Below are 24,434 nucleotides of genomic sequence, written 5' to 3' on the forward strand. Positions count from 1 at the left end.
ATGTTTGTGAAACGTTGAGCAAACTACTACATACATAGTGTTAACCTCATATAAAACTCTTTAGAATTAACCCTTTCTTTAATTGTATTTTTTTGGTATTCTTATATACGAGTCCTATTTTGTAATATAAGAACGATACCCATTGTAGAGCTGTAATACTCTTATCTCCTAATCTGTTATAGTTTTTATAACAGAGCAAAAAAGTGTACATACGTTGTACACTTTTTTTGTTACCACTATAAAACATCTCTTTTTCTATTTCCATCGTAAAATCCACCACGACTGTTTGTTAATGCAATTAATTGCTCTAATCCTTCTATATGATCACCAATAATTCGAAGGACAGCTGGAGGATGACCTATTTTTGCGAAATGTTCACTGGGACGAATACGGTTCATCTTATCAACATCGACACGACTTACACAAGCGATTTCAAAACCTGAAAGTACAGCTTTAACTTGTGCTACACAAGGTGACAATAATGATTTATACCCTATTTCCTTCAAACAAGTACGACTAAACGCATTAGGTACAGCAATAAGAGAGCCTACTCCTAAATCTTTTCTATCACAAGCTAAATTTAATGCATATTTAAATGCTGTTACAAGATGAAGTGGTACTCTCAAATCTAAATAATGATTTAAATCATTTAATGCGACATCCGTTCCATCTGCAATAGCTTTTGCAAAGGGATATAGCTCACTAGCTGGAATAACAAAATCACCGTCTATAAATAAAACAATTTCTCCTTTTGCAAAATAAGTTCCAAGCGAACGCCCCACATCGTTTCCAAGTGCTTCTTTATACACAATTGTTGTTGCTCCCTTGTCTTTTGCAATTGTTGCCGTTTTATCGGACGAACCATTTACAACAACGATGATTTCAAAAGGTTCAATTTTGCGAAGCTCTTCTATAACGTTTCCAATTGTTTTCTCTTCATTTTGCACAGGAATAATTACCGATAATTGCTCTCCTTTATACAAATTAGATGTAACGCCCCATCCTTGATAAAAATCTTCAAAATTTAGAGTATGATAGACACTCTCTCTTTTCCTATTTCCATCATAATATCCTCCGCGCCCATCGCTGCCTAATATCCGCTCTGCTACAGCTTCTATATGATCACCTATCATTCGTTTTTCAGATTGAGAAAGATCCGTGCCATATGCAGCATGCTCGAATGGACGAAATTTATTTGGCGTAATAACGTCAATTGCACAATGACGACTAATTCTCCATTTACTTTGTGCTAGGCGTAGATGAGCCACAATAGGATTAACAAAACATTCGTCTCCAATACTTTGCACAACTTCCTTCGTCAGCGCATGAGGTACAGATAATAAAGAATCAATTTTTAATTCTTCACGCTCTAACATTGCATTTAATATTTGGCGCCATACTGTCACGGAGTGCGGTTTTTGTTTCTTTAAAAATAATGCGTCCAAATTATTTAAAACGATGTCCGCCTGATCATGTAAAATCGGATTAAGGAATAATTGTAATTTTGAAGTTTGAATAGCAAAATCTCCATCTACAAACAGTAATACATCACCTATCGCATGTTTTGCACCAACTGCGCGTCCAACGTCGTTACCAAGTGACTCTTTATGCTGGATTACTGTACATCCTAAGCTCTCAGCAATCGCTTCTGTACCATCATTACAACCATTTGCTACTACAATAATCTCTACTGGATTCAATGGTTTTACCGATTGAACCACATCTGAAATCGTATCCACTTCATTACATACGGGAATAATAACTGATAACGACTTAGCCATTGTTTTCTTCACGAAACCATTTAATAGTTTCTTTCAATCCTTGTTCCCACGTTACTTTCGCTTGAAACTGAACGAGTTCTCTTAATTTCGTTACGTCTGGTCTTCTATTTGGAATCTCTTCAAATCCATGTGGATATACTTCCTCAAATGGAACGTGCACAATTTTGGAAATAGACTTCGTTAATTTTTTTATATCTTCCGCTACTACCCTTATATTTTTTTCATTCTCAGAACCTATATTAATAATTTCACCATTTACCTTCTCATCCATTGCACGAATTGTTGCCTCGACCGCATCACTTACATACGTAAAGCAGCGTGTCTGCTTTCCATCTCCATACACGAGAATATCGTCACCTTGCAAAGCCGCACGAATAAATCGTGGAATTACTCCTGCGTACGGACCATCTTTCGCTCTTGGACCATAAATATTAAAATAACGAACAATCGTTACAGGTAAACCTTCTAATGCGTACCCTAAACATAATGTTTCCTCTAACGTTTTACAAATTGCATAACTCCAACGTATTTTGGAAGTTGCACCGTATAAACGATCTCCTTCTTCAGAGAATGGCGGCTCTCCCTTTCCATATACTTCAGAAGTAGATGCAAATACTACTTTCTTCTTCCCTTTTAACGCTGCTTGTAAAATATTTCTCGTTCCATCGAAATTTGTTTCAATAAGCTCTACACTTTTTTCCATTGTAGTTTTGACTCCCAAAATTGCAGCTAAATGAAACACCACATCATGTTGATTCACTAATTCATAAATTGAATTTTTATCTAAAACGCTTATTGGAATAACCCGGAGCTCTTTCATTAACTCATTATGATATTTATTTTTTCCTTTATAGAAGTTATCCACAATAGTAACTTCATAACCTCTTTTCACCAACTCTTCAGCTAAATGCGAACCAATAAATCCTGCTCCACCTGTAATTAAACATTTTTCACTCATACACTCACCTTCTTTACGATTCCACGTGTATCTATTAATCGCTCAATCCCTTTAAAAAGATTCCAATCGATGCTAGAGTGATCCGTTACAATTAAAATACAATTTGCTTGTTTAATTCTTTGTTCATCTAATGGAACAGATTGATATAGTGTATCTCCAATTTTCGCTGTAGAAATATACGGATCATGATATTCTATCTTGTATCCTTCTTTTATTAATAATTGAATAATTGGCAACGCCGGTGATTCTCTCAAATCATTTACATCTTTCTTATATGCAATCCCTACTATTAAAACCGTTGCGGGTGATTGCACCACACCTTTTACTTTCCCGATTATTTTCGCTGGCATTTCTTCATTAATTACATGTGCTGCCTCAATTAATTGACTAATTGCTCCAGCCTTTCTTATTCTCCATTGAAAATATAAAGGATCTACCGGAATACAGTGTCCTCCTATTCCTGGTCCTGGCCAATACGGAGTAAATCCAAACGGTTTTGTAGATGCCGCTTCAAGCACCTCATAAAAATTAATATTCAAACTTTCACAAAGTATATTTAACTCATTTACTAATGAAATATTAACTAAGCGCTGAATGTTTTCAAATAGCTTACACATCTCCGCAACTTTCGGAGAACTAACTGGAACGACTACATCAAATATAGTGCTATACAAATCCTGTACTTTTTGTTTACACTGCTCGGTTTGTCCACTAATAACTTTTGGAATTGTTTCAACTGAATACTGGCTATTCGCTGGATCAATTCGCTCTGGAGAATACCCAATATAATAATCTTCTCCTACCTTTTTACCTGTTTGAGAAATAATAGGAATGATAACTTCCTCCAGTGTACCTGGATATGTGGAGCTTTCAAAAATGAAGGTTTGTCCTTCTTGAAGGTGTTGTTGTATATAATGGGAGGCTGAAACGAGTGCACTTAAATCGGGTTCTTTATTCTCATTAATTGGCGTAGGCACAGTCACAATAACATACTCACTATTTTGGAACTCCGCAAAACCTTTATCTGGTGTATTTACTATTAATTTTCTCTCGTTCAATAAATTTTGTAATACGTTAGAAGAAACATCAGGAATATAACTTTCTCCTTTAATTATTGATTCTATCTTCCTATTATCTTTATCTAATCCAAGTACAGCATGTCCTCTTTCTGCAAAAAGGACCGCTAAAGGAAGGCCAACATATCCTAATCCAATAATGGTTACTTTACTACTAGCATTCATCTATATTCTCTTCTTCCCTTCTCAATTGTAGTATTATATCTCTATCCCTTTCTCCGTCTGTAAAACTCCCGCGCCCATTCGTATGTTGTAATAAATAAGCAATCGCCTCAAGCTGATCACCGAAAATACGATCGAATGCAGGAATTCTTCCATTTACAAACCCATGTTGCTCTGGACGTACTCGATTTGTTTTTATAACATCTACAAATTCCACTGCTGTAATAGAGCATTCTTCTAAAATAGCTTTCATTTGAGCTAATGGTGGAATGATAAGGGAATCATATCCAATTTTCTCTATTACCTTTTTATGCATAGCATGTGGCACTGCCGTTAATGAGTTGTTCCATAAATCTGGTCGTTTCGCTACCAAATTCACGAAATATTTCCCCATACTAATTGGATCTGCCGGGTGAAACATATCTAACAAACATTGCAAATCATTTAACGCCACATCATTTCCGTCTTCAATAGCATGCAAAAATGGAATTAGCTTTTTTGCCGGAATAGCAAAATCACCATCAACAAATAAACAAATATCTGCCGTAGCATGCATAGCCCCTATCGCTCGTGCTACATTATGTCCAAGTGCCTTCGCGAATTCAACTACAATAACATTCTCTAGCTTTGCTTGTTTAATTGTCTCGGTATCTGCTCCATTCGCAACAACTATAATTTCATCTACACCTGCCTTTTTCACTTCCTGTATGACAGATCTTATAGTCATTTTTTCTTCTGATACGGGTATAATAGCACTGTATTTCGCTTTTTCCTTTTGTAATAAAACTGGTTTATACTTCCCTATAAACTCTCTATCCCTGTTTCCCTCCGAAAAACCGCCACGTTTACCATATGTTTCGATTACGTATTGCAAAGCACACAAATGATCACCCATAATACGACTAGTCGCCTTCGGATAAGGAGAACCAGGTGATGTACCCGTATGCACAGGACGAACCTTATTCGTATGAATTACATCGACCGAAGCCATATCGGCAATATCTACTCCTCTAGACATCGCCATCGCTTGAAATAGTGCTGGATCTGCTAAATTCCACCACCCAAGATTCTCAATAACATCCCGATTCATCGCATGTGGAATTGCGATTAAAGAACCAACAACAAGCTCTTTTTTATTCAAATAACGATTCAACATGAATTTTCCAACTGTCGTATAGTGTGGTCTCATCTTTAAATAAACAGACCATGTTAAATTATTCACAACAATTTGATGCCCTTGCTGAACTCCTTTCACGAAACGTTGTAGCTCTTTACTCTCAATAACGATGTCACCATCTAAAAACAATACAATTTCACCTTTTGCTTCTCTAGCCCCAATTGCCCTTCCTACATCATTACCAAGAGAATGTTTATAATAAATTACATGGCAACTATGCTGTAATGCCACTTCATTCGTTCCATCTGTCGATCCATTATCTACTACAATAATTTCATACGGCTTCAGCTTCTCCACTTCTACTAAAACTTGTGATAAAGTACTTGCTTCATTATGCGCTGGAATAACAACTGATATTCTCATACTTGTATCACTCTTACCCTTCCAAGCGAACATAAGCAATAATAGGAATACGCACAAGTACATCTTCAGGTGGTCCATAAGAAGGAGATGTACGAACACTTACTGCCCCGTCCGTAACAGATAAAAGAATACCTGCAACAATTTCGACCGCTGTCACAACTTGCACTAATTCACCAACATGGTTACGCAATTCATCAGTAAATAACATATATAAGTCTCCTTTCTTACACTTCTTTCATTGATATAATACTTGTAAATGGTAATAAAACTTCAGTTCCTATTCCTTCTTGCAGCGTTAAGAAATCGTCACCAACTGCTACAATAACACCTATTAACTGTCCAACTGTCACAGTAATTTCTACGTTTTTACCTAAATATTGCTTTGCAATTTCCTTAAAAGGTGATGTATTGCATTCTTTTAAAATGTTACAAATAATAGATTGAAATTGACTTGATTCTATAAACTCTTCCGTAGCTTGCTTAGAATTTCTTTGAATAAATCTCGCAAAGTTTTGTGAAAATAAAAGTCGTTCCACAGCAGGCAGTAACTTGTCATCTAAAAAATAGCCTAATTGTCTATTAAACAGTCTGGATAATTTATGCCAATATTTTCTGAACAGACACATATGCTTCTCCTCCTATTATTTTTAAAGTATAAAAATTTACATCCATACATCTTAATTTATACAAAGCAGACTTTTTTTGTGATAGGTAAGGCATACATTTTCTAAAAGAAATAATTGTTTCAGGGCATAAAAAAAGATAGATGGTTTCCCATCTATCTCTTTGCTAATCTTTAATTTTTAATTGTCACAATGGCAGCTACGCCGTAATATACCGCTCTTGATAATTCTGCTTGTCCGGATATAGAAGCTGTAACAAGGGATCCACCACTTGCCGAAAAATATTTTGCAGCTTCTAACGGAATACCATCTTCTTTCACATCAATATGTGTTCCATCTTGCCAGTCTATTTTCTGCATTGTTGCTGAAAAGTCCCCAGTCACTTTACCAATTTCCTTACCATTCATCTCTAAAAATATCCATTCCCATTTTGTTAAACTTAGTACTTGTTTCAACTCTCCAATTTTCTTTCCATTTACACTATAAAATATATAGAAGTTACGCACGCCCATCTTCTTTTGAACACGCAGCAATCTTTCTCCCGATTGATTATATAAATAAAATTGTTGCTTATGTAGTCCCTTAAAAAGAAAAGAAAGTGCACCTTTCCATATACTTTGAATAACGGAATTATACTCTTCTTTTAAAAACCCTACTGCACTGCCATCTAATCCAAAGTACGTTATTACTTGAAATACCCCTACCTCTCTACGAACAACGAACTTTTGTTGTTCAAATAATCTAGAGCTCCCTATATTACAATTATCCTGTCTAAGCATTTTTGCTCTTCGTTTTTCTATAAAACTATATATTAGTAATCCAAACGCTGGTAGCAAAATACCTATTAATTTCAGAATTTCTTTATCTGAAGTGAATATTGTTCCTTTTTTATATTCCATAACTAATCCAATTACAACGATAATCCATACAATGATAGCTATAAACAAAGTTCGTTTCGCATTGCGTGCATGATGCTTATGTATACTCATAAACCTCCCCCTTTTCCATTTATTTCATTATCGCACCGCACATATATTTCCTCAATGCAAAAAAGACTATCCAAAAGGATAGCCTCTTACACTTCAATATTCCGCAACATCGTATAAATGTCGTTATTCACTTTACCAAATGATTTAATGTTATTTTGAATGTTAGATAATAAAACCACATATACACTACCATTTTTACTAAAACCATTTAAGCAATTCCAACCTGGCATTACACCGTGATTTGAATAGCTTCCTGGATCTACATACCAGCCAAATCCATAATCCTTTTTCACGGCTGTAAACATTTGATTATAACTCTCTTTTGAAATTAATTTTCCAGAAAAGAGTGCTTCATTAAATAAATATAAATCATGCGCGCTCGTATATATATCACCACAACCATATAGTTGTGACATGCTTGGAATATTAGGTGTTGTCATATTGTTATTCACTATTTTATAACCCGTTGATGGGAATCTTGTTTGTTCCAACGCTGTACCGAAACCAGAATGTTTCATACCCGCAGTCGCAAAAATATGTTGTTTTATATATTCTTCGAGCGACTGTCCACTTACCTTCTCAGCAATGTAAGCAAGTATAGAGTAGTTCGAATCGGAATACTTCCATTTCTCTCCTGGACTCCCGATACGCTTTTGATTTCCTATCCGCTTTATCAGTTCTTCATGAGAAATATCCTCTTTTCCCTGCTCATATTCCGGGATGCCTGATGTATGTGTTAATAGATGTTTTAACTGAATGCTATTACCTTGAGGAAAGTCTGGAATATACTTTGCAACTGTATCCTCTACTTGTAACTTATTTTGATCTTTTAATTGCATAATAGCAGTCGCCACAAATGCTTTTGAAATAGAACCAATATAAAAGGTCGTCTCTGAATTATTCGGCACTTGCTTCTCTTTATTAGCCATGCCGTATCCTTTATTCACAAGAACTTTCCCATTCTTCACAATAACAGCTGTCCCACTAAATCCCATGCTCTGTAAATATTGATCCAATTGAGCGTTTTCATTAATTTCTTGAGGCGGTCCCTCAGCAGGTTTCTCTATAACTTGCGCCTGTTTTATCTGTTCTTCCTGTTCTTTTTGTTTTCTTTGTTTTTCAGCTTCTTGCCTTTTCACTTCTTCTATCTTTTTTATCTCTTCTTGCTTCTTCATTTCTGCTGCTGCTTTTAAAGTTTCCTCTTTTTTATTATGCGCAACAATTTTTGTATACATGAAATATACAAGTGAAAATAGTAGGGCGAGAATGATTGTTCTTTTTATGTATACAATCGGACGACGTACTTTCCCATTAACAGTATTTTTTTCCTGATCCATGATTACCTTTTTCCCCTTATTTACCGATAATTTAATTCATCTACACAAGACTTTCTCCAAATCATTTCAGTAGATTATAGACATTCCATTCTATGTCATCCCTACTTTATCATGCGCTGAACATATTACCAACCTATATGTATAAAAAAGAAAAAGAAAATTTACAAAAGTAAGATTCCCTTTAAAATTTCAACATAATAAAAGAGGATATCCTGTAAAAGACTGGTGTTATCAATCTTTTTGGATATCCTCTTATCTAACTATTTATACGTGTTTTTTCATATCATCGGCAACAGATTCAACATTTGTACCTACGATAACTTGTACACTTGTGTTACTTAATTTCATAACGCCTTTTGCACCTGCGCGTTTTAATGCTGGTTCATTTACTAAACCTGCATCTTTCACTTGTAAGCGTAAACGCGTTGCACAGTTATCAATAACTGTTAAATTTTCTTTTCCGCCTAAAGCTGCTACGTAAGTTTCACCAATTGAACCTGCAACTGGTGCATCACCCTCTTCAGCTAACTCATCGTCATCTTCACGACCAGGAGTTTTTAAGTCGAACTTCTTAATTAAGAAGTAGAATACTGCGAAGTAAATTGCTGCGTAAATTAAACCGATTCCTGCTAGTAACACTGGTTTTGTTGCAATACCGAAGTTTAAAACGTAATCGATTGCACCGGCACTAAATGAGAAACCATCATGAATGCCAAGTGTTGTTGTAATGAATAAAGAAAGACCTGTTAATACTGCATGAATACCATATAGTACTGGAGATAAGAACATGAATGAGAATTCAATTGGTTCTGTAATACCAGTTAAGAATGAAGTTAATGCTAGACCACCTAACATACCTGTAACCATTTTACGTTTTTCTGGTTTCGCAGCCGCAATCATTGCGAAACATGCTGCCGGTAAACCGAACATCATGATTGGGAAGAAACCAGTCATAAACATACCTGCTGATGGATCTTTTGCGAAGAAGCGTGCAATATCACCATGAACGATATCACCAGCTGCGTTTGTAAAGTCACCAAGTACAAACCAGAAGTATGTATTCATTACGTGGTGTAAACCGATTGGAATTAATAAACGGTTTAATAATCCGAATAAACCAGCACCAACTGAACCTAAGTTTACGATACCGTGTGCTACTGAATCAATACCACTTTGAATTGTTGGCCAAATTTGACCGAATACTAATCCTAAAAGAAGCATTACAATTGAAGTAATGATTGGTACGAAACGTTTTCCAGCAAAGAATCCTAACCATTCTGGTAGTTTAATCTTATGGAATTTGTTGTATAGTAATCCAGCAACAACCCCAGCAATAATACCACCGAGTATGGCCATATTTATTTTTGGCGTTAACGCCGCTGCTTTTGAAACCTTTGTCATTGTATCTGCTAATTTAGTTGGATCTGCTGAACCGACTAAATCCTGAACACTTTTTAATTTATCATTCAGCTCTGCTGCTGAATATGCCTTACTTAGAGCGTTCGTTGTATTTTGTAAAACAAGATATCCAATTGCCCCAGCAAGTCCTGCTGCTCCACTACCATCAATAGACAAACCGATTGCAACACCAATTGCAAAAATAAGTGCTAAATTATCAAAAATTGCTGCACCGGCCTGTGCCATAACAGGAATATTAAATACATCTTCTTGTCCTAAACGAAGCAATAATCCTGCTGCTGGTAGTACGGCGATTGGAAGCATTAACGCTTTACCAATACGTTGTAGAAACTGCAACATTTTAATTCCCCCTATCAAATTTATGAAATCGTTATCATTATAAGTACGCTTTAGAAAACGCTTTCTATTTACATAACCATAATAACATATAGTTGTATAGATGTGTAGTTTTTATTTCCGAACTTTTTATGGATAAATCTCCTATTTCCAAACTGTTATATAAAAGGAAAATTTTCCTTTTATAACACGGAATAATCGAAACTGAAGACTCACTATAGAACATTCAACTTTCGTTTTATCATTCCACTTTTTCATGTTATTATTTATTTCCGAGCATATCGGGAAAAGTAAACTTAGCTAATTCGAAATAGGAGCGTTGGTACTATGCAGTGCATTGAAACAAACAACTTACAGCAGTTGTTAGAACAAGTAAAACCATATACGAAAAAAGGAAAACTTGCTACTTATATCCCCGAACTAGGAAATGCAAATCCAAATGATCTAGGGATTGCCATTTTCCATAAAGAAACAGAATATATCCATGCTGGTAACTCACAAACACTATTTACTCTTCAAAGTATTTCTAAAGTAATTACACTTGCTCTTGCCCTTTTAGACCGTGGTGAAGAATATGTATTTTCTAAAGTTGGAATGGAACCAACTGGTGACCCATTTAATTCTATTATTAAGCTTGAAACAACAAGTTCTTCCAAGCCTCTTAATCCAATGATTAATGCGGGTGCATTAGCTATTACAAGTATGCTAGCTGGTAATGATAACGAGGAGAAGATGGAACGCATTCTTCAATTTGTGCGTGATATAACAGACAATCCTACTATTAGTTATTCTTCTAAAGTTGCCACTTCTGAATTAGAAACAGCTTACTTAAACCGTTCTCTTTGTTACTATATGAAACAAAATGGCATCATCGATAACGATATTGAAGAACTTATGGATTTATATACGCGTCAATGTGCAATTGAGGTTAACTGTATCGACCTAGCACGTATTGGTTTAATCTTTGCAATGGATGGATATGATCCTTATAAAAAGAAACAGATCATCCCTAAACATATTACGAAAATTTGTAAAACATTTATGGTTACTTGCGGGATGTATAATGAATCTGGTGAATTTGCAATTCGTGTTGGAATCCCTGCAAAAAGTGGTGTAGCGGGCGGCATTTTCGGCTGCGTAAAAGGCGAAATGGGAATCGGTATTTTCGGACCAGCTTTAGATGCAAACGGAAATAGTATCGCTGGTTTTAAAATTCTTGAATTACTTTCTGCCCAAGAAGGTTGGAGTATGTTTTAATTTAGAAGTTATCCTGCTATATTGGCAGGATTTTTTTATTTCACAAAAAATCCGTTCTACTAGGCATCAACACAATTCAAAAAAACAGTAATAAAAGTTCTCTTTATTATGCATATTTGCTCCCCCCTCCTGAATAATATAGTACAACCTAGCGCTGTATGTGGAGGTGTAAAAGATGAAACTCATATTTCAAATGGAGAAACAACCTGTTCTCGAAAAAACAATTCTTCTTTTTATATTGAGTATTGTAGAAAGTTTGAAACTAAAAGTTGTTTCACTCGATGAATCTCACCGATACATATTCAATTTAGAAGTGCTTGAACTATTAATGGATCGGAACATCGATGATCAAGTATTAGAACTTATTCATTTCGGAATGGGACTTGAAGACATTTACCATGTACTTCCCGAAGAACTTGAGCATAGTATTGAAGAACTGAAATGGCTTTGTATTCAAGTTTTAAGTGAGTACAGTATGCATGATGAAGAATGTGCACAACTAATTGAAGATATACGCTAAAAAGCACCTATACAGGTGCTTTTACTTTTTTAAACCTTTTTACACCAAAAATTTGTATAATACTTACAATCTTTCATTACCGTGAAAAGATTTCACGTCGATATATGCAATTTTTCAGTGTATTTCCAAGGAAATACTCGAATACTGTTTTCCCTATCCTTCTTACAACAATTGATCAATTCCAATAAGAATTAATAACACACCTGCAATTATAGTTGCCCATTTCCCTAAGTATTCAGCTAAAAATCTTTTACCAACATACGTAAAACCACTAATACAAATAAAACTAAAAACTCCAGAAATACATGCCGTAAGCCAAAGATTTAAATTTGTTACTCCAGCATCAAATCCACCTGCAATATTGTTTATGGACAATGCAACTCCTAAAACAATTGCTTCAGAAAAACTAATTGTTTTAGAACCATCAAAATCTGCTTTTTCTGGATTACGTAAAACCCCCATAAGTACACTACTATCTTTAGATTCTACGGTATCTTTTTGACTCAAGAAAGGCTGACATAAAATAAACACCCCGATTATTCCTAAAACGACTGCTCCAATAATGTTTGCTGTGAACTCTGAAATAAATAATGCGATCCAATTCCCAAAAAATCCAGCTAGTAAAGTAAATAAAAATCCAAAAAATGCGATGATAAAATTGTTAAGCCACGAAATTCGAATTTTACGAATGCCATATGCAATCCCAACACCTGCATTATCTAAATTAGACGCAATCCCGATTAAAAAAATTGAAAATAAACCTGCCGTACTCATCGTACAGTCACCCCTTTTCTCACTTTTCGTTGCATATTATGAAAATGTTGAGCAACTGTGCCTGTCTGTTTCATATACTTGTAATAAATGCTCAACATTTTTTCAACGATAGACAATAGAAAAGGAGTGCCTACATTATGCCCAATGGAAATCCAAATGAGCGGCTCGGTAAATTAATAAAGAAACTGTTAAAGGAGCGCGCTCTATCTATGCGCCAACTAGGAACACTTACAAATATTGATCCTGCAACAATTTCAAGAATAATTAATGGCAAACAACAACCGAAGCAAAACCATTTACAAAAATTCGCAAACTGTCTACAAGTTCCACCGCAATTATTACTTGATGAAATGTACCCTAACTCTCCACACATAAATAAGGAAAAAGCAGATATGTACACATCTCTCGATACAATTCAACAAACATTACAATCCTCTAACCTATTCGACTTCGAATACACAACAACTCGTGTAAAACAAGAACTTGAAAATTACGAGCGCTATGCTCAAACTACTGAAGGCGAAAAACGTATTCACGAGAGTTTCAAAAGTAAAATAGAACAAATTGATAGTGCTGGTCCTTTCATTGAGCAATTAACAAATATGTACCAACAATTTTGTACAGAAACCATTTCAACCGAAGAGCGTGCAATTATTGGGGGTGCCTTACTATATTTCATTTTATCAACAGACATTATCCCCGATTATCTTTTTCCAATCGGCTATTTAGATGATGCGATTGCCGTTGAATTAGCTAAAGAGAAATTAATTGAAATAAAACGAAAAACATAGAAAAATAAAGAACTATTTCAGTTGTTTATGTTCAACTCTGAAATAGTTCACTAAAAAAGCGTACAAGTACATACCTGTACAATTTCAATATACTAATCTATTTTTTTGTATGACACCATTCATATATGAACGCTGTTATTACTTTTGTAAATTCAATTAACTGCTCAACTTCAACTTTCTCATTTATTGAATGAGCTTCTTCTAATGTACCTGGTCCGTAAATAACAGCTGGAATGTTAAACTCACTAAACCATCCGCCATCAGTTACCGTTGCTGACATATCTAAAATTGCATTTTTAGATAAAATAGATTCATGTACTGAACTTAGCGTTTTGACAGCAACATGTTCGCTATCTACTTCTAAAGAAGGAAAAATTTCGCCACGATCCACAATCATTGATTCTCCGCCCCACTTAAATTGTGGTGGGTTCTCTCTTAACCATGGATCTGCTGCTGCCACTTTTCCTAAATACTCTTCTATTTCTTCTATTATTTGTTCATGCGTTTCATTTGGATAAAAATGTACGGTTATCCACAATCGGCACTCATCCGCAATAAATGCCGCATGACGTCCTCCTTCAATAACAGCTGGATTAATTGTTGTTGTTCCAGATGGATAGCCTTCATATGTTTTCATGACTGCCCAATGACGCTCTAATTCTTGTAAGCTTTGGACAATCTTCATCATTTTCTCAATCGCACTCGCTCCAAATAGACGTCCTCCAGCATGGATCATTTGTCTACGTGTTGCATCATGAAACGTTTGCGGGCTTTTCACTGTAATCCATCCAGTAATTACGCCGCCCTGCCCTTGCATATGTAAATTACTTGTATCAACTACTACTGCAAAATCAGCATCATAACCACGCTTACAACATTGAAGTGTCCCTGCTTCTCCTACTTCTTCGCCAATTACCGATTGAAAAATTAAATCTCCAGGTAATTCAATCCCCACTTCTTCTAAAAGCTGAATAGCAAATAAGGCTCCAGCTAGTCCACCTTTCATATCTGCCGCGCCTCTCCCAACTAACCAACCATCTTTTATAAACGGCTCAAACGGCTTTGTTTCCCACGGTTCGTCCTTTGATACTTCTGCAACATCTATATGTCCATTAATAATGAGACTTTTATGTGACTCACTTGCTGTCCCCTTTTTCACTCCAACAACATTCGGATCATTTGGATATACATCCCACTTATCAATACTAAAATTTCGTTTTTTTAGAAACTCCGCAACAAATTCTTGCGCCTCATTTGTATTTCTTGCTGGTGGTGCTGGTGTTTCAAAACGAATTAAAGTTTTTGTAAGTTCTAGTAGCTCCTCTTTTCGTAAATCAATCTGTTCTAATAGCTGTGAAACTTCTTGATTCATTGCTAATTCCCCTTTGCATACGTAGTATGTTTCCAAATTTATTTTCACAAAAAAAGAGACTGTTTACAATCTTACAGTCTCCAAATTAATCACTATTATAAACTTTCTAATTCGGTTGTATTTGTCTTTTCAATATGTTCTACTTTACTTCTCTTATTTCTAGTAGCACGATAAAACAGTAAACAAACAATCATAAATGGAATACCACAATATAATGCCATTCTTTGTTCTGGAATAAAAGCCATAGCTACAATTACTGTTAAATTTAATACTAAAGCAAGAATTGGAACAAATGGATACAGTGGTGTTTTAAATTTTAAGTCCTTAATATCCCCGCCTTGCTTCAAATATGTCCTTCTAGCCAATAAATTTGAAAGAGCAATAGATGCCCAAACTAATATTGCTCCGAACCCTGCAATTGAAAGAAGCCATAAATAAACTGTATCTTCCGCATAAATACCTGATAGTAATGAGAGACACCCTACAAACGTACTTACAATCAATGCATAAATAGGAACACCGTTTTTAGATAACTTACCAAAAATCGGGCTAATCATTCCTTGATTAGACATAGACCATAGCATACGGGAAGTTGCATATAATCCTGAATTCGCAACTGATAGTACAGCTGTAATAATAACAAAATTTATAATATCAGCCGCATAAGGAATACCAATTTTATCAAATACAACTACGAATGGACTTTCTATCACGCCTGCTTGCTGCCAAGGAAATAGTCCCGCAAGAATAAAAATAGATAGTACAAAGAAAATAAGTATGCGCCAAACTGTATTATTAATTGCCTTCGGGATAGTTTTCTCTGGATTTTCACTCTCACCAGCTGCAATACCAACTAGTTCTGTTCCTTGGAAGGAAAAATTAACTGCAATCATCGTAATTAAAATGGCTGATAATCCATTTGGGAACAATCCACCATAATCAGTAAAGCTAGAAAACATCGGCGCTGGTTCATTTCCTTTCATATCTAGAAAACCAAACATTGCTGCCCCGCCCAAAATGATAAATGCAATAATTGTAATTACTTTAATACTTGCAAACCAGAATTCAACCTCCGCAAAACTTCTTGAAGATAACGCATTAATAACAAAGAGCAATACGGCAAACACTACGCACCAAATCCATGATGATACATCTGGAAACCAACGTTTCATTAATATACTAACTGCAATTAATTCAATGCCTATCGTAGCCGTCCAGTTTAGCCATGACATCCATCCCACTACATAACCCGCTGCAGGTGAAATATGTTTTGTAGCATATGTTTGATACGATCCTGCATCAGGCATCGCAACCGCTAACTCTCCAAGACAGAGCATCGTTAAATACATAACAAATCCACCGACAAGATACGCTACAATCGCTCCTCCAGGTCCAGCTTCATGAATTGTATAACTGGATCCTAAAAAAAGCCCAGTACCAATAACCCCTCCGAGTGCAATCATAAATATGTGCCGACTTTTCAATTCTCTTTTTAATCCCTGGTTTTGATCCATCATATAAATCCCCCCTTTTCACTTTGCAAACCCATTTAATGTAAGCGTTTTTAAAATTCTTCATAGTAAAAATAATTATTTAAAAGAGCAAAATACATATTACTACTATTAATCACTACCTGTTATTAAAAGGTCATCCCTCACTGTTATTAATAGTTTTTGATCAGCGATAGCTTGTCCTTCTACCACTTCTAATGATTCGATATAACCACTGATTCCCACTTTAATTTCCACCTGCTGCTTATCTATTGTTTCAATTAACGCTAATTTTTCCCACTCATATACGTAAGAACTTTCAGTAACAAATAATTTCTCTACTTTCCCGTAACAAGGACTATACACGCCTTCTATAACCGTCTTCACTTTATAAATTCCTCCCTCTTATTAATTGAAACTGAAACGTTGCATACACTATAAAGATTCATAATCCCCCTACTCTTTAAATTTAGAGATCTTAACTACTATTCATGCAAAATACGTACCAACCTCAATACCTATGTAAAATTAGGATTTCTTACGAAAAAAATCTGCATAACCGCAAAAATTTTCTATCATTTGAAAATTTTTAAGAGAAAATAGCAAAAAAATTTTGCGATTTTATAAGAATTTTAATAAAATTATAAAAAGTCAGTCTTCATAGGGTATAACGAGGAGAAGATAATACATGCATACAGAAGAAATCAATTTTAAAAAGATTATTGAAATGAATGTGCTATACGAAACTTTACTCAATGAACTAGATATTGGGATCCATATTATTAATGAGGAAAGTAAAACGATTATCTATAACCGTAAAATGATGGAAATTGAATCAATGGATCGCTTAGATGTGCTAGATAAAAATCCTTTAGAAGTATTTGCATTTGAAGAAAATAAAAATAGTACTCTTATAGAGGCTTTAAAACTTGGAAAAACAAACAAAAATATAAAACAAACGTATTTTAACAATAAAGGACAAGAGATTACGACGATTAACGATACTTTTCCTATAATAGAAAATGGAAAAATTAAAGGCGCTATTGAAATTTCAAAAGAGATTAGTCATTTAAAACAAACAATGAAAACGAACCTTTCTCGAAAACAAAATACTAAGTTTACCTTTGATCACATAATTGGTGATTCTAGAGCTATTCAATCGGTCATTACAGAAGCAAAGAGAGTAATACGTACGCCATCCTCCATACTTATAATCGGGGAAACTGGGACCGGTAAAGAGCTATTTGCGCAAAGCATCCATAATGAAAGCCAGCGTTCAACAAAACCATTTATTTCGCAAAACTGTGCCGCTATACCAGAAACCTTAATGGAAAGTTTACTATTTGGTACAAATCGAGGTGCTTTTACAGGGGCAATAGATAAACCTGGTTTATTTGAAGAGGCAAATGGGGGAACTTTGTTATTAGATGAAATCAACTCATTAAGCCCAGCACTTCAAGCTAAATTGCTGCGGGCTATACAAGAAAAAACAATACGAAGAATCGGAGGCACACAAGAAAAAGAAATTGATGTTCGTATTATAGCAACTATTAATGAAGATCCTCTTGAAGCCATAGCACACAATCGATTAAGACAAGACTTATATTACCGATTAAGCGTTGTTACTTTATGTCTTCCACCTTTACGGGAACGAAAAGAAGATATTGCATATCTTGTTCAACACTTTATTGAAAAATACAATATCCAATTTGATCTTAGCGTAAAAGATGTAGATTTAAACGTAAATAACTTCTTCTATAAATACGATTGGCCTGGTAATGTGAGAGAACTAGAACATATAATTGAAGGGTCCATGAACTTAATAGAAGATGAAGATATCATTACAGCGTTCCATATGCCAACGCACTTTCGCGAACTAGCAAAAAAGGAACTGAATATGCAGACTCTGCTAACTAGTCACAATACTGATACGCCACAAACTTTAAAACGTATAATCGAAGAAATGGAAAAGAAATATATCCATCAAATTCTTAAAGAAAATAAAGGTAATATCTCACAAGCCGCAAAATTTTTAGGATTGAGTAGACAAAACTTACAATATCGAATTAAAAAATTGCACTTGCACATATGAAATGAATCTTTCTCCAAGTGTAAAGAAACTGGTAAAATATGTTATAATAAACGTATAATATGCTAGAAAGGGGCAATGTATATGAGTAATGATAAGAAGTTGAAGTTATTACACTACTTAGGTCTTTTCCCTACCATTCTATGTATAATGCTATTCATTGATATGAGCAGCTTTCCTCATGCAAAGCTCTTAGGCACAATTAGCGGCTCCTTTGCAGCTATTATGCTTGCTGCTTTTTGGAATTTGAAGCTACGTATGAAGAAAGAGAAATCTTCTTAATTTCAGAGTGCAAAAAAATCGAGCCTTATCAGCTCGATTTTTTACTTATTATTAAAATTCAACATTCTCCAAATACAATCCACTCGCCTCAGCAAGACAATTAATTTGATTACGTTGTTTTTCCTCTAAAATGTTTGGAATTGCGTCCGCCTCTAATTGCCCTAATCCAACTTCAATTAATGCTCCAACAATTTTCCGCACCATGTTATGAAGGAATCCGTTACCACTTACTCTAATTTGTACAAATCCTGATTCTTCGGAAACATCAAGTGTATACACTTCTCGAACCATAGATTTTTTCTTAGACTTTGCATTTGAAAAGGCAGTGAAGTCATGTGAACCAACTAAATGTTTCGCAGCTTCTTTCATGCTTTTCACATTTAATTGTTTATTCACGTGCATGCTGTATTTACGCATAAATGGGTTCGTATGCTCTTCATTCCAAATTTTATAAAGATATGTTTTTGCTTTAGAATTGTAACGAGCATGGAAACGATCTGGTACTTCTTCTACACTCGTAATACTAATATCATTTGGTAAATATTGATTTAAATACTTTTTTACTTTATGTTCTACTAACTTCTCATCACTTTGAAAGTTAGCTACTTGATTCAAAGCGTGTACACCAGCATCCGTTCTACTACAGCCGATAATTTCAATTTCTTTTCCGACCATTTCAGATATTATACTTTCGATTTTCCCCTGAATCGTATTGTCATTATTACCAAGACGTTGCCACCCTTTATAACGCGCACCATCATATTGAATCGTCAATTTATAATTGTTCATTATATTCTCCTTACTTCCATTCGCTAAATAAAATATACCCTCACATAGCTCCTGCTTTGTGAGGGACATATCCTTATTGAATGTTACTTTCTAACAAGTTTCACTACATTTTCTACATGCGCAGTATGCGGGAACATATCAACTGGTTGTACATACTCCACTTCATAGCTCTCCATTAATGTTTCCACATCACGTGCTAATGAGGACGGGTTACAAGACACGTAAACAACTTGTTTCGGTTTCACTTTTAAAATCGTTTCAAGTAATTTATCATCACAACCTGTACGCGGTGGGTCGACAACAATGACATCTGGACGCCAGCCTTCTTTTACCCACTTTGGTAACCATTGTTCCGCTTTACCAGCTTCATACTTTGCATTTGTGAATCCGTGGCGTTTTGCATTTTTCTTTGCATCTTCAATCGCTTCTGGAATTACATCCATACCACGTACTTCCGCTGCATCATTCGCAAGCCAAAGTCCAATCGTACCGACACCACAATACGCATCCACAATCTTCTCGTTTCCTGTTAAAGCAGCTGCTTTTTTCGCTTCATCGTATAAAACAACTGTTTGTTCTGGATTTAATTGGAAGAATGCGCGTGCTGATAATTCAAATGATAAATCACCTAGTGTTTCTTGAATTACTTCTTTTCCAGCTAATTTAAATGTTTTATCACCGAAAATAACAGATGTTTTACGCCAGTTTACGTTTTGCATAATTGATTTAACACTTGGCATTTGTTTTTGCACTTCTGCGATAAATTGATCTTTATTTGGTAATTCTTCTTTTGTTGTAATAAGTGTGACTTGCACTTCCCCTGTTTGAACTGCAGTACGTGTCACAATTGTGCGTACTAAACCTTTTTGTTTTTTCTCATTGTAAATAGAAACATTTAATTTTTCTAATATACGTCTTACAACTTTTGTCGCTTCATTCGTTGCTTTATGCTGAATCATGCAATGAGAAATATCAATTAACTGATGTGAGTTTTGCTTATATAACCCTGTAATAACCTTTTCGTCTTTACGCCCCACTTGCAATTGACTTTTATTACGATAATGCCATGGATTTTCCATACCAAGCGTCGGACGAATTTTCTCTTCCAGACTGTTATTCATGTACTTCTCAAATGCTTGTACAACGATATCACGCTTTTGATTTAATTGTTCTTTATAATCTAAATGCTGCAATTGACAGCCACCACACTCCTCATATACTGAACATGGTGCTTTCACACGATGTGGTGAGGATTTACGAACTTTTTTCACTTTCGCTTCAGCGAAGCCACGCTGAATTTTCGTTGCTTCAGCAACAACTTCTTCTCCTGGTAATGCCCCTGGAATGAAAACAACTTGTCTCTTAAAATAACCAACGCCTTCTCCGTTAATCCCAAGACGTTTAATTGTCACAGGAAACGTTTGACCAACTTCCAACTTACTCTCTTGTTGCTTTTGTATCATTATTACACCTCTACTCTATACTTTTCCATAAATATAACGCTGCATAACTGCAATATGGTTCACACTCTTGTTTCACTTTTTCTAAAAATGCATCATCAGGCTTATTATCTAATTGAAATACACCTTGCACTGCGCGCTGAATTCCAATGTCTGCTTTTGGAAACATATTTTTCCGACCAAGCCCAAACATTAAAAAGTTTTGCACTGTCCATGCTCCAATACCCCTTATTGGTAACAATTGTGCCGATACTTCTTCTTCTGTTTCGTTTTGTATCCTTGCTAAATCTAATTTACCGCCTACAATATGTTTTGCTAATCCTACTATATATTCGGCTTTTCGCTGACTAAACTTCTGCTCTCTCAATTCTTCTATTGAAATGTTTGCTACTCTTTCTGGTGTTGGGAAAAAGAAAACGCCGTTCTTCTCTGTCCCATATCGTTTTACAAATTGATCTGTTAGCACAGTAGCAAATTTCAAATTTATTTGTTGATGAATAATACAGCGAAGAAGACAAGCGAAATAATCAAATTCTAAAATAATTGGAGTATAAGCATATGTTTCAAATAGTGGACGTAATGATGTGTTTAAAAAATGATTTTGTATATTTTGAAACGGTTCATTCCAGTGAAAAATGGATCTCATTCGTTTCATTACTTTCTCTTGATCTCCTGCCTGACTAGAGATCCAAAACTGTGGATTTTGAACAGTACCAATCCCTTGCAAACGAACAACAATCTGTTCTTCGTCTATAAAAACCGGGACATAAATTACTTTCTCGTCTAATTGAATAACGTTTAACGGGTCGAAAGATAAACGCTTTAGTACTTCCTCAAAATGGTACGGATATTCTAACGTAACATGTTCGCTCCACATACGTTTCCCCATCCTTTTTACACATCATTATAGCATGAGAAAACCGCAAGCATACATGCTTACGGTTGATTGCTTTTTACTAAATCATCTAGGCTTTTAAAATGATACCCTTTCTCGCGCAAATCATCAATGATTTTCGCAAGTGCTTCTGCATTATCTTTTGATATTGCATGAAGTAACAAAACAGATCCTGGATGAATCATAGTCATTACATTATTATGAGCGTATTGCCATCCTCTTTGCTGATCTACTTTCCAATCAAGAAATGCAAGCGACCAAAACACGTTATAATATCCCATGTCTTTCGTAAGCGCTAGCGTTCTTTCACTAAACACGCCTCGCGGAGGGCGTACATATTTCACTTCTTTTTGCCCAGTAACTTTTTTAATCTCTTCCGTTACGCTCGTTAATTCTTCACGAAGTTTTGCATCATTTACTGTTGTAAAATCTGGATGACTCCAAGAATGATTACCAATAATATGTCCTTCATTTTTCATTCTTAATAATAAATCTTTTTGTGTTTTTATATAATGTCCCGTCACAAAGAAAGTTGCTGGTACTTTTTTCTCCTTCAGTACATCTAAAATCTTTCCTGTATATCCATTTTCGTATCCATTATCAAATGTTAAATAAATATCTTTTTTCTTCGTATCTCCTAAATAAAACCCACCATTTTTTTGTAGTAATTCTGTATATAGTTTCCCTGCATCTGGCACCGTTTCATTTTTAGGACGTGGGATTCCCCAGTTATGTGGTGTATTCGTATAAGCAAATGTTGAAACTGGAACAAGTGCCATCATAATTGAAAAAATGAGACCTATATATAACCATTTATATTTCATAAATAGTCTCCTTTCCATATATAATCGTACCTGTAGTTTCTGTTTCCCTGCTTTCTTTCATGCTGAACATGTTTTTCTATATATACCAAAAAAATGCACCTCGAATAATTCGAGATGCACTTCTCTTTACTTAAATACAGGTTCTTTAAAGCTCGCCAATTTTTCAAGTGATGTTTTATCAACATCAGCATGTAGACTTTTACCATGAGAATCCATCGTTACAACTGCTTTAAAACCATCGATACGTAAATGCCACATTGCCTCTGGGATACCGAATTGTAAGAAATCAACATCTTTCACTTCTTTAATACATTCAGCATAATATTGCGCTGCACCACCAATTGCATTTAAGTACACACCACCGTGTTCTTCTAAAGCTGCTAATGTTTTAGCACCCATACCACCTTTACCAATTACAGCACGAATACCGAACTTTTTCATAATATCGCCTTGATATGGCTCTTCACGAATACTTGTCGTTGGACCTGCCGCTTTAATTTGCCAATTATCATTTTCATCTTTCACTACAACTGGACCACAATGATAAATAATTTGTCCCTTTAAATCTACTGGACAATCGTTATCCATTAAATGTTTATGAATCGCATCACGTCCTGTATACATCATGCCGTTAATTGTAACAACATCACCAACACGAAGTTCACGAATTTGCTCTTCTGTAATTGGAGCTTGTAATACGATTTCACGCTGCTCTGCTTGCTCTTGCGCAGCATCTTGCTGAAGTGTATCTTCACCTTCCTGGTACAACCAATCCATAATTTCACCTGTTTCAGGATGAATTGTTACACCAAGACGACGATATGCCCAACAATTATACGCAACAGATACGTAGAAGCTCGCTGGCAAACGATTATATACTCCAACTTTGCAACCTAATAAAGTTGTTTCTCCGCCAAATCCCATCGTACCAATGCCAAGCTTATTCGCATTCTCTAACACGTACTCTTCAAGTTTGTGTAATTCTGGAACTGGATTTACATCATCTAATGTACGGAATAATTGATTTTTTGCTAATTCGTAACCTGATGTGCGGTCTCCCCCGATACCGACGCCGATTACTCCTGCGCTACACCCTTGACCTTGCGCTTGATATACTGCATGAAGAAGGCATTTACGAATTCCTTCTAAATCACGCCCAGCTCGTCCAAGTCCTTCTATTTCACAAGGCAGGCTATATTGAATATTTTTATTCTCACAACCGCCGCCCTTTAAAATTAAACGTGCATCAATGTAATCTTTTTCCCATTGTTCAAACTTAATAACAGGTGTACCTGGTCCTAAATTGTTTCCGCTATTGTCTCCAAAAAGAGAATCAACAGAGTTTGGACGAAGTTTACCATCTTTTGTCGCCCGCTCAAGCGCACTATAGATAGCTTCCTTCAGTTTTAATTGATTCACACCAACTGGTGTATAAATTTTAAACGTTGGCATCCCTGTATCTTGGCAAATTGGCGAGATATTATCATCTGCCATTTTAATGTTATTCGTAATTGTGCCAAGTGCCATCGCCGAACGAGTTCCTGCATTTTCTCGTTCTTTCGCTTGTTGAATCGCGCGACGAACATCTTTCGGTAAGTTCGTTGACGTTTCAACAATTAGTTGATACATGCTTTCTTGAAGCTTTTCCATTGTTACTTCCCCCTCAATTG

24 protein-coding genes are annotated in these 24,434 nt (G+C 35.4%); 5 read left to right on the top strand and 19 right to left on the bottom strand.

Going from position 1 to position 24,434, the window contains the following annotated elements:
- Nucleotides 1-46 precede the first annotated feature (46 nt).
- The 10 genes from NSS74_RS26950 to nagE form a co-directional block, all read right to left on the bottom strand.
- Nucleotides 47-265, bottom strand: coding sequence for a hypothetical protein (locus NSS74_RS26950; protein ID WP_002125049.1), 219 nt, complete (start codon nt 263-265; stop codon nt 47-49).
- Nucleotides 237-1,781, bottom strand: a complete 1,545-nt coding sequence (locus NSS74_RS26955) for a glycosyltransferase family 2 protein (RefSeq protein ID WP_002166984.1) — start codon at nt 1,779-1,781, stop codon at nt 237-239. The genes NSS74_RS26950 and NSS74_RS26955 overlap by 29 nt, the downstream gene beginning before the upstream one ends.
- A complete protein-coding gene (locus NSS74_RS26960) occupies nt 1,774-2,739 on the bottom strand; it encodes an NAD-dependent epimerase/dehydratase family protein (protein ID WP_002140285.1) in 966 nt (321 codons plus the stop codon). Before NSS74_RS26960 ends, NSS74_RS26955 begins: the two co-directional genes overlap by 8 nt.
- Nucleotides 2,736-3,980 carry a nucleotide sugar dehydrogenase gene (locus NSS74_RS26965; protein ID WP_002140284.1) on the bottom strand — a complete coding sequence of 415 codons (1,245 nt, stop codon included), beginning with the start codon at nt 3,978-3,980 and terminating at the stop codon, nt 2,736-2,738. Before NSS74_RS26965 ends, NSS74_RS26960 begins: the two co-directional genes overlap by 4 nt.
- Nucleotides 3,970-5,517 (bottom strand): glycosyltransferase family 2 protein, encoded by a 1,548-nt coding sequence (locus NSS74_RS26970; protein WP_002140281.1) that lies wholly within the window; start codon nt 5,515-5,517, stop codon nt 3,970-3,972. The genes NSS74_RS26965 and NSS74_RS26970 overlap by 11 nt, the downstream gene beginning before the upstream one ends.
- A gap of 13 nt (nt 5,518-5,530) precedes the next feature.
- Nucleotides 5,531-5,725 (bottom strand): hypothetical protein, encoded by a 195-nt coding sequence (locus NSS74_RS26975; protein ID WP_002029614.1) that lies wholly within the window; start codon nt 5,723-5,725, stop codon nt 5,531-5,533.
- Between the two features lie 16 nt (nt 5,726-5,741).
- Nucleotides 5,742-6,143, bottom strand: coding sequence for a hypothetical protein (locus NSS74_RS26980; protein ID WP_002125041.1), 402 nt, complete (start codon nt 6,141-6,143; stop codon nt 5,742-5,744).
- A 170-nt stretch (nt 6,144-6,313) separates the two neighbouring features.
- Nucleotides 6,314-7,129, bottom strand: a complete 816-nt coding sequence (locus tag NSS74_RS26985; protein ID WP_002029609.1) for a hypothetical protein — start codon at nt 7,127-7,129, stop codon at nt 6,314-6,316.
- An 86-nt stretch (nt 7,130-7,215) separates the two neighbouring features.
- Complete coding sequence (locus tag NSS74_RS26990) at nt 7,216-8,466, bottom strand: serine hydrolase domain-containing protein (protein ID WP_002140279.1); 1,251 nt, start codon at nt 8,464-8,466, stop codon at nt 7,216-7,218.
- A gap of 264 nt (nt 8,467-8,730) precedes the next feature.
- Nucleotides 8,731-10,224, bottom strand: coding sequence for an N-acetylglucosamine-specific PTS transporter subunit IIBC (nagE, locus tag NSS74_RS26995; RefSeq protein ID WP_002029607.1), 1,494 nt, complete (start codon nt 10,222-10,224; stop codon nt 8,731-8,733).
- Nucleotides 10,225-10,548: 324 nt separating this feature from the next.
- On the opposite strand from nagE, the gene glsA reads away from it, so the two are divergent.
- On the top strand, nt 10,549-11,478 hold the full coding sequence (gene glsA / locus NSS74_RS27005) for a glutaminase A (protein ID WP_002029606.1): 930 nt from the start codon (nt 10,549-10,551) through the stop codon (nt 11,476-11,478).
- 175 nt (nt 11,479-11,653) lie between these two features.
- Nucleotides 11,654-11,998, top strand: a complete 345-nt coding sequence (locus tag NSS74_RS27010) for a DUF3969 family protein (RefSeq protein WP_002125038.1) — start codon at nt 11,654-11,656, stop codon at nt 11,996-11,998.
- A gap of 162 nt (nt 11,999-12,160) precedes the next feature.
- Here NSS74_RS27010 and ytaF read toward each other — a convergent pair whose 3' ends face one another.
- Nucleotides 12,161-12,772 carry a sporulation membrane protein YtaF gene (gene ytaF, locus NSS74_RS27015; RefSeq protein WP_002029603.1) on the bottom strand — a complete coding sequence of 204 codons (612 nt, stop codon included), beginning with the start codon at nt 12,770-12,772 and terminating at the stop codon, nt 12,161-12,163.
- 137 nt (nt 12,773-12,909) lie between these two features.
- Here ytaF and NSS74_RS27020 point away from each other — a divergent pair, with 137 nt between their 5' ends.
- Complete coding sequence (locus NSS74_RS27020; protein ID WP_002029602.1) at nt 12,910-13,563, top strand: helix-turn-helix domain-containing protein; 654 nt, start codon at nt 12,910-12,912, stop codon at nt 13,561-13,563.
- Between the two features lie 97 nt (nt 13,564-13,660).
- On the opposite strand, the gene NSS74_RS27025 is transcribed toward NSS74_RS27020, so the two are convergent.
- The 3 genes from NSS74_RS27025 to NSS74_RS27035 all read right to left on the bottom strand — a co-directional run bounded on the left by NSS74_RS27025 (nt 13,661) and on the right by NSS74_RS27035 (nt 16,812).
- Entirely contained in the window at nt 13,661-14,983 is a 1,323-nt protein-coding gene (locus tag NSS74_RS27025) for an acetylornithine deacetylase (protein WP_080019742.1), read from the bottom strand.
- A 47-nt stretch (nt 14,984-15,030) separates the two neighbouring features.
- The gene (locus NSS74_RS27030; RefSeq protein ID WP_033708760.1) at nt 15,031-16,452 is read right to left on the bottom strand and encodes an amino acid permease; all 1,422 of its coding nucleotides are present in this window, start codon (nt 16,450-16,452) and stop codon (nt 15,031-15,033) included.
- Between the two features lie 105 nt (nt 16,453-16,557).
- Nucleotides 16,558-16,812 (bottom strand): biotin/lipoyl-containing protein, encoded by a 255-nt coding sequence (locus NSS74_RS27035; protein WP_002010281.1) that lies wholly within the window; start codon nt 16,810-16,812, stop codon nt 16,558-16,560.
- Between the two features lie 301 nt (nt 16,813-17,113).
- Between NSS74_RS27035 and NSS74_RS27040 the strand changes: the two genes are divergently transcribed.
- Nucleotides 17,114-18,517, top strand: a complete 1,404-nt coding sequence (locus NSS74_RS27040; RefSeq protein WP_002140274.1) for a sigma-54 interaction domain-containing protein — start codon at nt 17,114-17,116, stop codon at nt 18,515-18,517.
- Nucleotides 18,518-18,598: 81 nt separating this feature from the next.
- Nucleotides 18,599-18,796, top strand: coding sequence for a hypothetical protein (locus tag NSS74_RS27045; RefSeq protein WP_002140273.1), 198 nt, complete (start codon nt 18,599-18,601; stop codon nt 18,794-18,796).
- Nucleotides 18,797-18,847: 51 nt separating this feature from the next.
- Here NSS74_RS27045 and truA read toward each other — a convergent pair whose 3' ends face one another.
- The 5 genes from truA to fumA form a co-directional block, all read right to left on the bottom strand.
- Nucleotides 18,848-19,585: a tRNA pseudouridine(38-40) synthase TruA gene (gene truA, locus NSS74_RS27050; RefSeq protein WP_002125027.1), complete on the bottom strand. Its 738-nt coding sequence runs from the start codon at nt 19,583-19,585 to the stop codon at nt 18,848-18,850.
- Between the two features lie 83 nt (nt 19,586-19,668).
- On the bottom strand, nt 19,669-21,048 hold the full coding sequence (gene rlmD / locus NSS74_RS27055) for a 23S rRNA (uracil(1939)-C(5))-methyltransferase RlmD (protein WP_002029595.1): 1,380 nt from the start codon (nt 21,046-21,048) through the stop codon (nt 19,669-19,671).
- Nucleotides 21,049-21,058: 10 nt separating this feature from the next.
- Complete coding sequence (locus tag NSS74_RS27060) at nt 21,059-21,922, bottom strand: DNA-3-methyladenine glycosylase family protein (RefSeq protein WP_002140272.1); 864 nt, start codon at nt 21,920-21,922, stop codon at nt 21,059-21,061.
- 59 nt (nt 21,923-21,981) lie between these two features.
- Nucleotides 21,982-22,764, bottom strand: a complete 783-nt coding sequence (pdaA, locus tag NSS74_RS27065; RefSeq protein ID WP_002029593.1) for a delta-lactam-biosynthetic de-N-acetylase — start codon at nt 22,762-22,764, stop codon at nt 21,982-21,984.
- A gap of 126 nt (nt 22,765-22,890) precedes the next feature.
- Complete coding sequence (gene fumA / locus NSS74_RS27070) at nt 22,891-24,414, bottom strand: class I fumarate hydratase (protein WP_085963289.1); 1,524 nt, start codon at nt 24,412-24,414, stop codon at nt 22,891-22,893.
- Nucleotides 24,415-24,434: the final 20 nt, after the last annotated feature.

Origin of the sequence: Bacillus sp. FSL E2-8868, from assembly GCF_038005505.1 — a bacterium.
Taxonomy (GTDB): Bacteria; Bacillota; Bacilli; order Bacillales; family Bacillaceae_G; genus Bacillus_A; species Bacillus_A mycoides.

Coding starts and splice junctions, on each gene's coding strand:
- NSS74_RS27010 (WP_002125038.1), top strand. CDS start 11,654: ATGAAACTCATATTTCAAATGGAGAAACAACCTGTTCTCGAAAAAACA.
- NSS74_RS26950 (WP_002125049.1), bottom strand. CDS start 265: ATGGAAATAGAAAAAGAGATGTTTTATAGTGGTAACAAAAAAAGTGTA.
- NSS74_RS26980 (WP_002125041.1), bottom strand. CDS start 6,143: ATGTGTCTGTTCAGAAAATATTGGCATAAATTATCCAGACTGTTTAAT.
- nagE (WP_002029607.1), bottom strand. CDS start 10,224: ATGTTGCAGTTTCTACAACGTATTGGTAAAGCGTTAATGCTTCCAATC.
- ytaF (WP_002029603.1), bottom strand. CDS start 12,772: ATGAGTACGGCAGGTTTATTTTCAATTTTTTTAATCGGGATTGCGTCT.
- NSS74_RS26970 (WP_002140281.1), bottom strand. CDS start 5,517: ATGAGAATATCAGTTGTTATTCCAGCGCATAATGAAGCAAGTACTTTA.
- NSS74_RS26990 (WP_002140279.1), bottom strand. CDS start 8,466: ATGGATCAGGAAAAAAATACTGTTAATGGGAAAGTACGTCGTCCGATT.
- NSS74_RS26955 (WP_002166984.1), bottom strand. CDS start 1,781: ATGGCTAAGTCGTTATCAGTTATTATTCCCGTATGTAATGAAGTGGAT.
- NSS74_RS27030 (WP_033708760.1), bottom strand. CDS start 16,452: ATGATGGATCAAAACCAGGGATTAAAAAGAGAATTGAAAAGTCGGCAC.
- rlmD (WP_002029595.1), bottom strand. CDS start 21,048: ATGATACAAAAGCAACAAGAGAGTAAGTTGGAAGTTGGTCAAACGTTT.
- NSS74_RS27040 (WP_002140274.1), top strand. CDS start 17,114: ATGCATACAGAAGAAATCAATTTTAAAAAGATTATTGAAATGAATGTG.
- NSS74_RS27020 (WP_002029602.1), top strand. CDS start 12,910: ATGCCCAATGGAAATCCAAATGAGCGGCTCGGTAAATTAATAAAGAAA.
- NSS74_RS26985 (WP_002029609.1), bottom strand. CDS start 7,129: ATGAGTATACATAAGCATCATGCACGCAATGCGAAACGAACTTTGTTT.
- NSS74_RS26965 (WP_002140284.1), bottom strand. CDS start 3,980: ATGAATGCTAGTAGTAAAGTAACCATTATTGGATTAGGATATGTTGGC.
- NSS74_RS26975 (WP_002029614.1), bottom strand. CDS start 5,725: ATGTTATTTACTGATGAATTGCGTAACCATGTTGGTGAATTAGTGCAA.
- truA (WP_002125027.1), bottom strand. CDS start 19,585: ATGAACAATTATAAATTGACGATTCAATATGATGGTGCGCGTTATAAA.
- glsA (WP_002029606.1), top strand. CDS start 10,549: ATGCAGTGCATTGAAACAAACAACTTACAGCAGTTGTTAGAACAAGTA.
- NSS74_RS26960 (WP_002140285.1), bottom strand. CDS start 2,739: ATGAGTGAAAAATGTTTAATTACAGGTGGAGCAGGATTTATTGGTTCG.
- NSS74_RS27060 (WP_002140272.1), bottom strand. CDS start 21,922: ATGTGGAGCGAACATGTTACGTTAGAATATCCGTACCATTTTGAGGAA.
- NSS74_RS27045 (WP_002140273.1), top strand. CDS start 18,599: ATGAGTAATGATAAGAAGTTGAAGTTATTACACTACTTAGGTCTTTTC.
- pdaA (WP_002029593.1), bottom strand. CDS start 22,764: ATGAAATATAAATGGTTATATATAGGTCTCATTTTTTCAATTATGATG.
- fumA (WP_085963289.1), bottom strand. CDS start 24,414: ATGGAAAAGCTTCAAGAAAGCATGTATCAACTAATTGTTGAAACGTCA.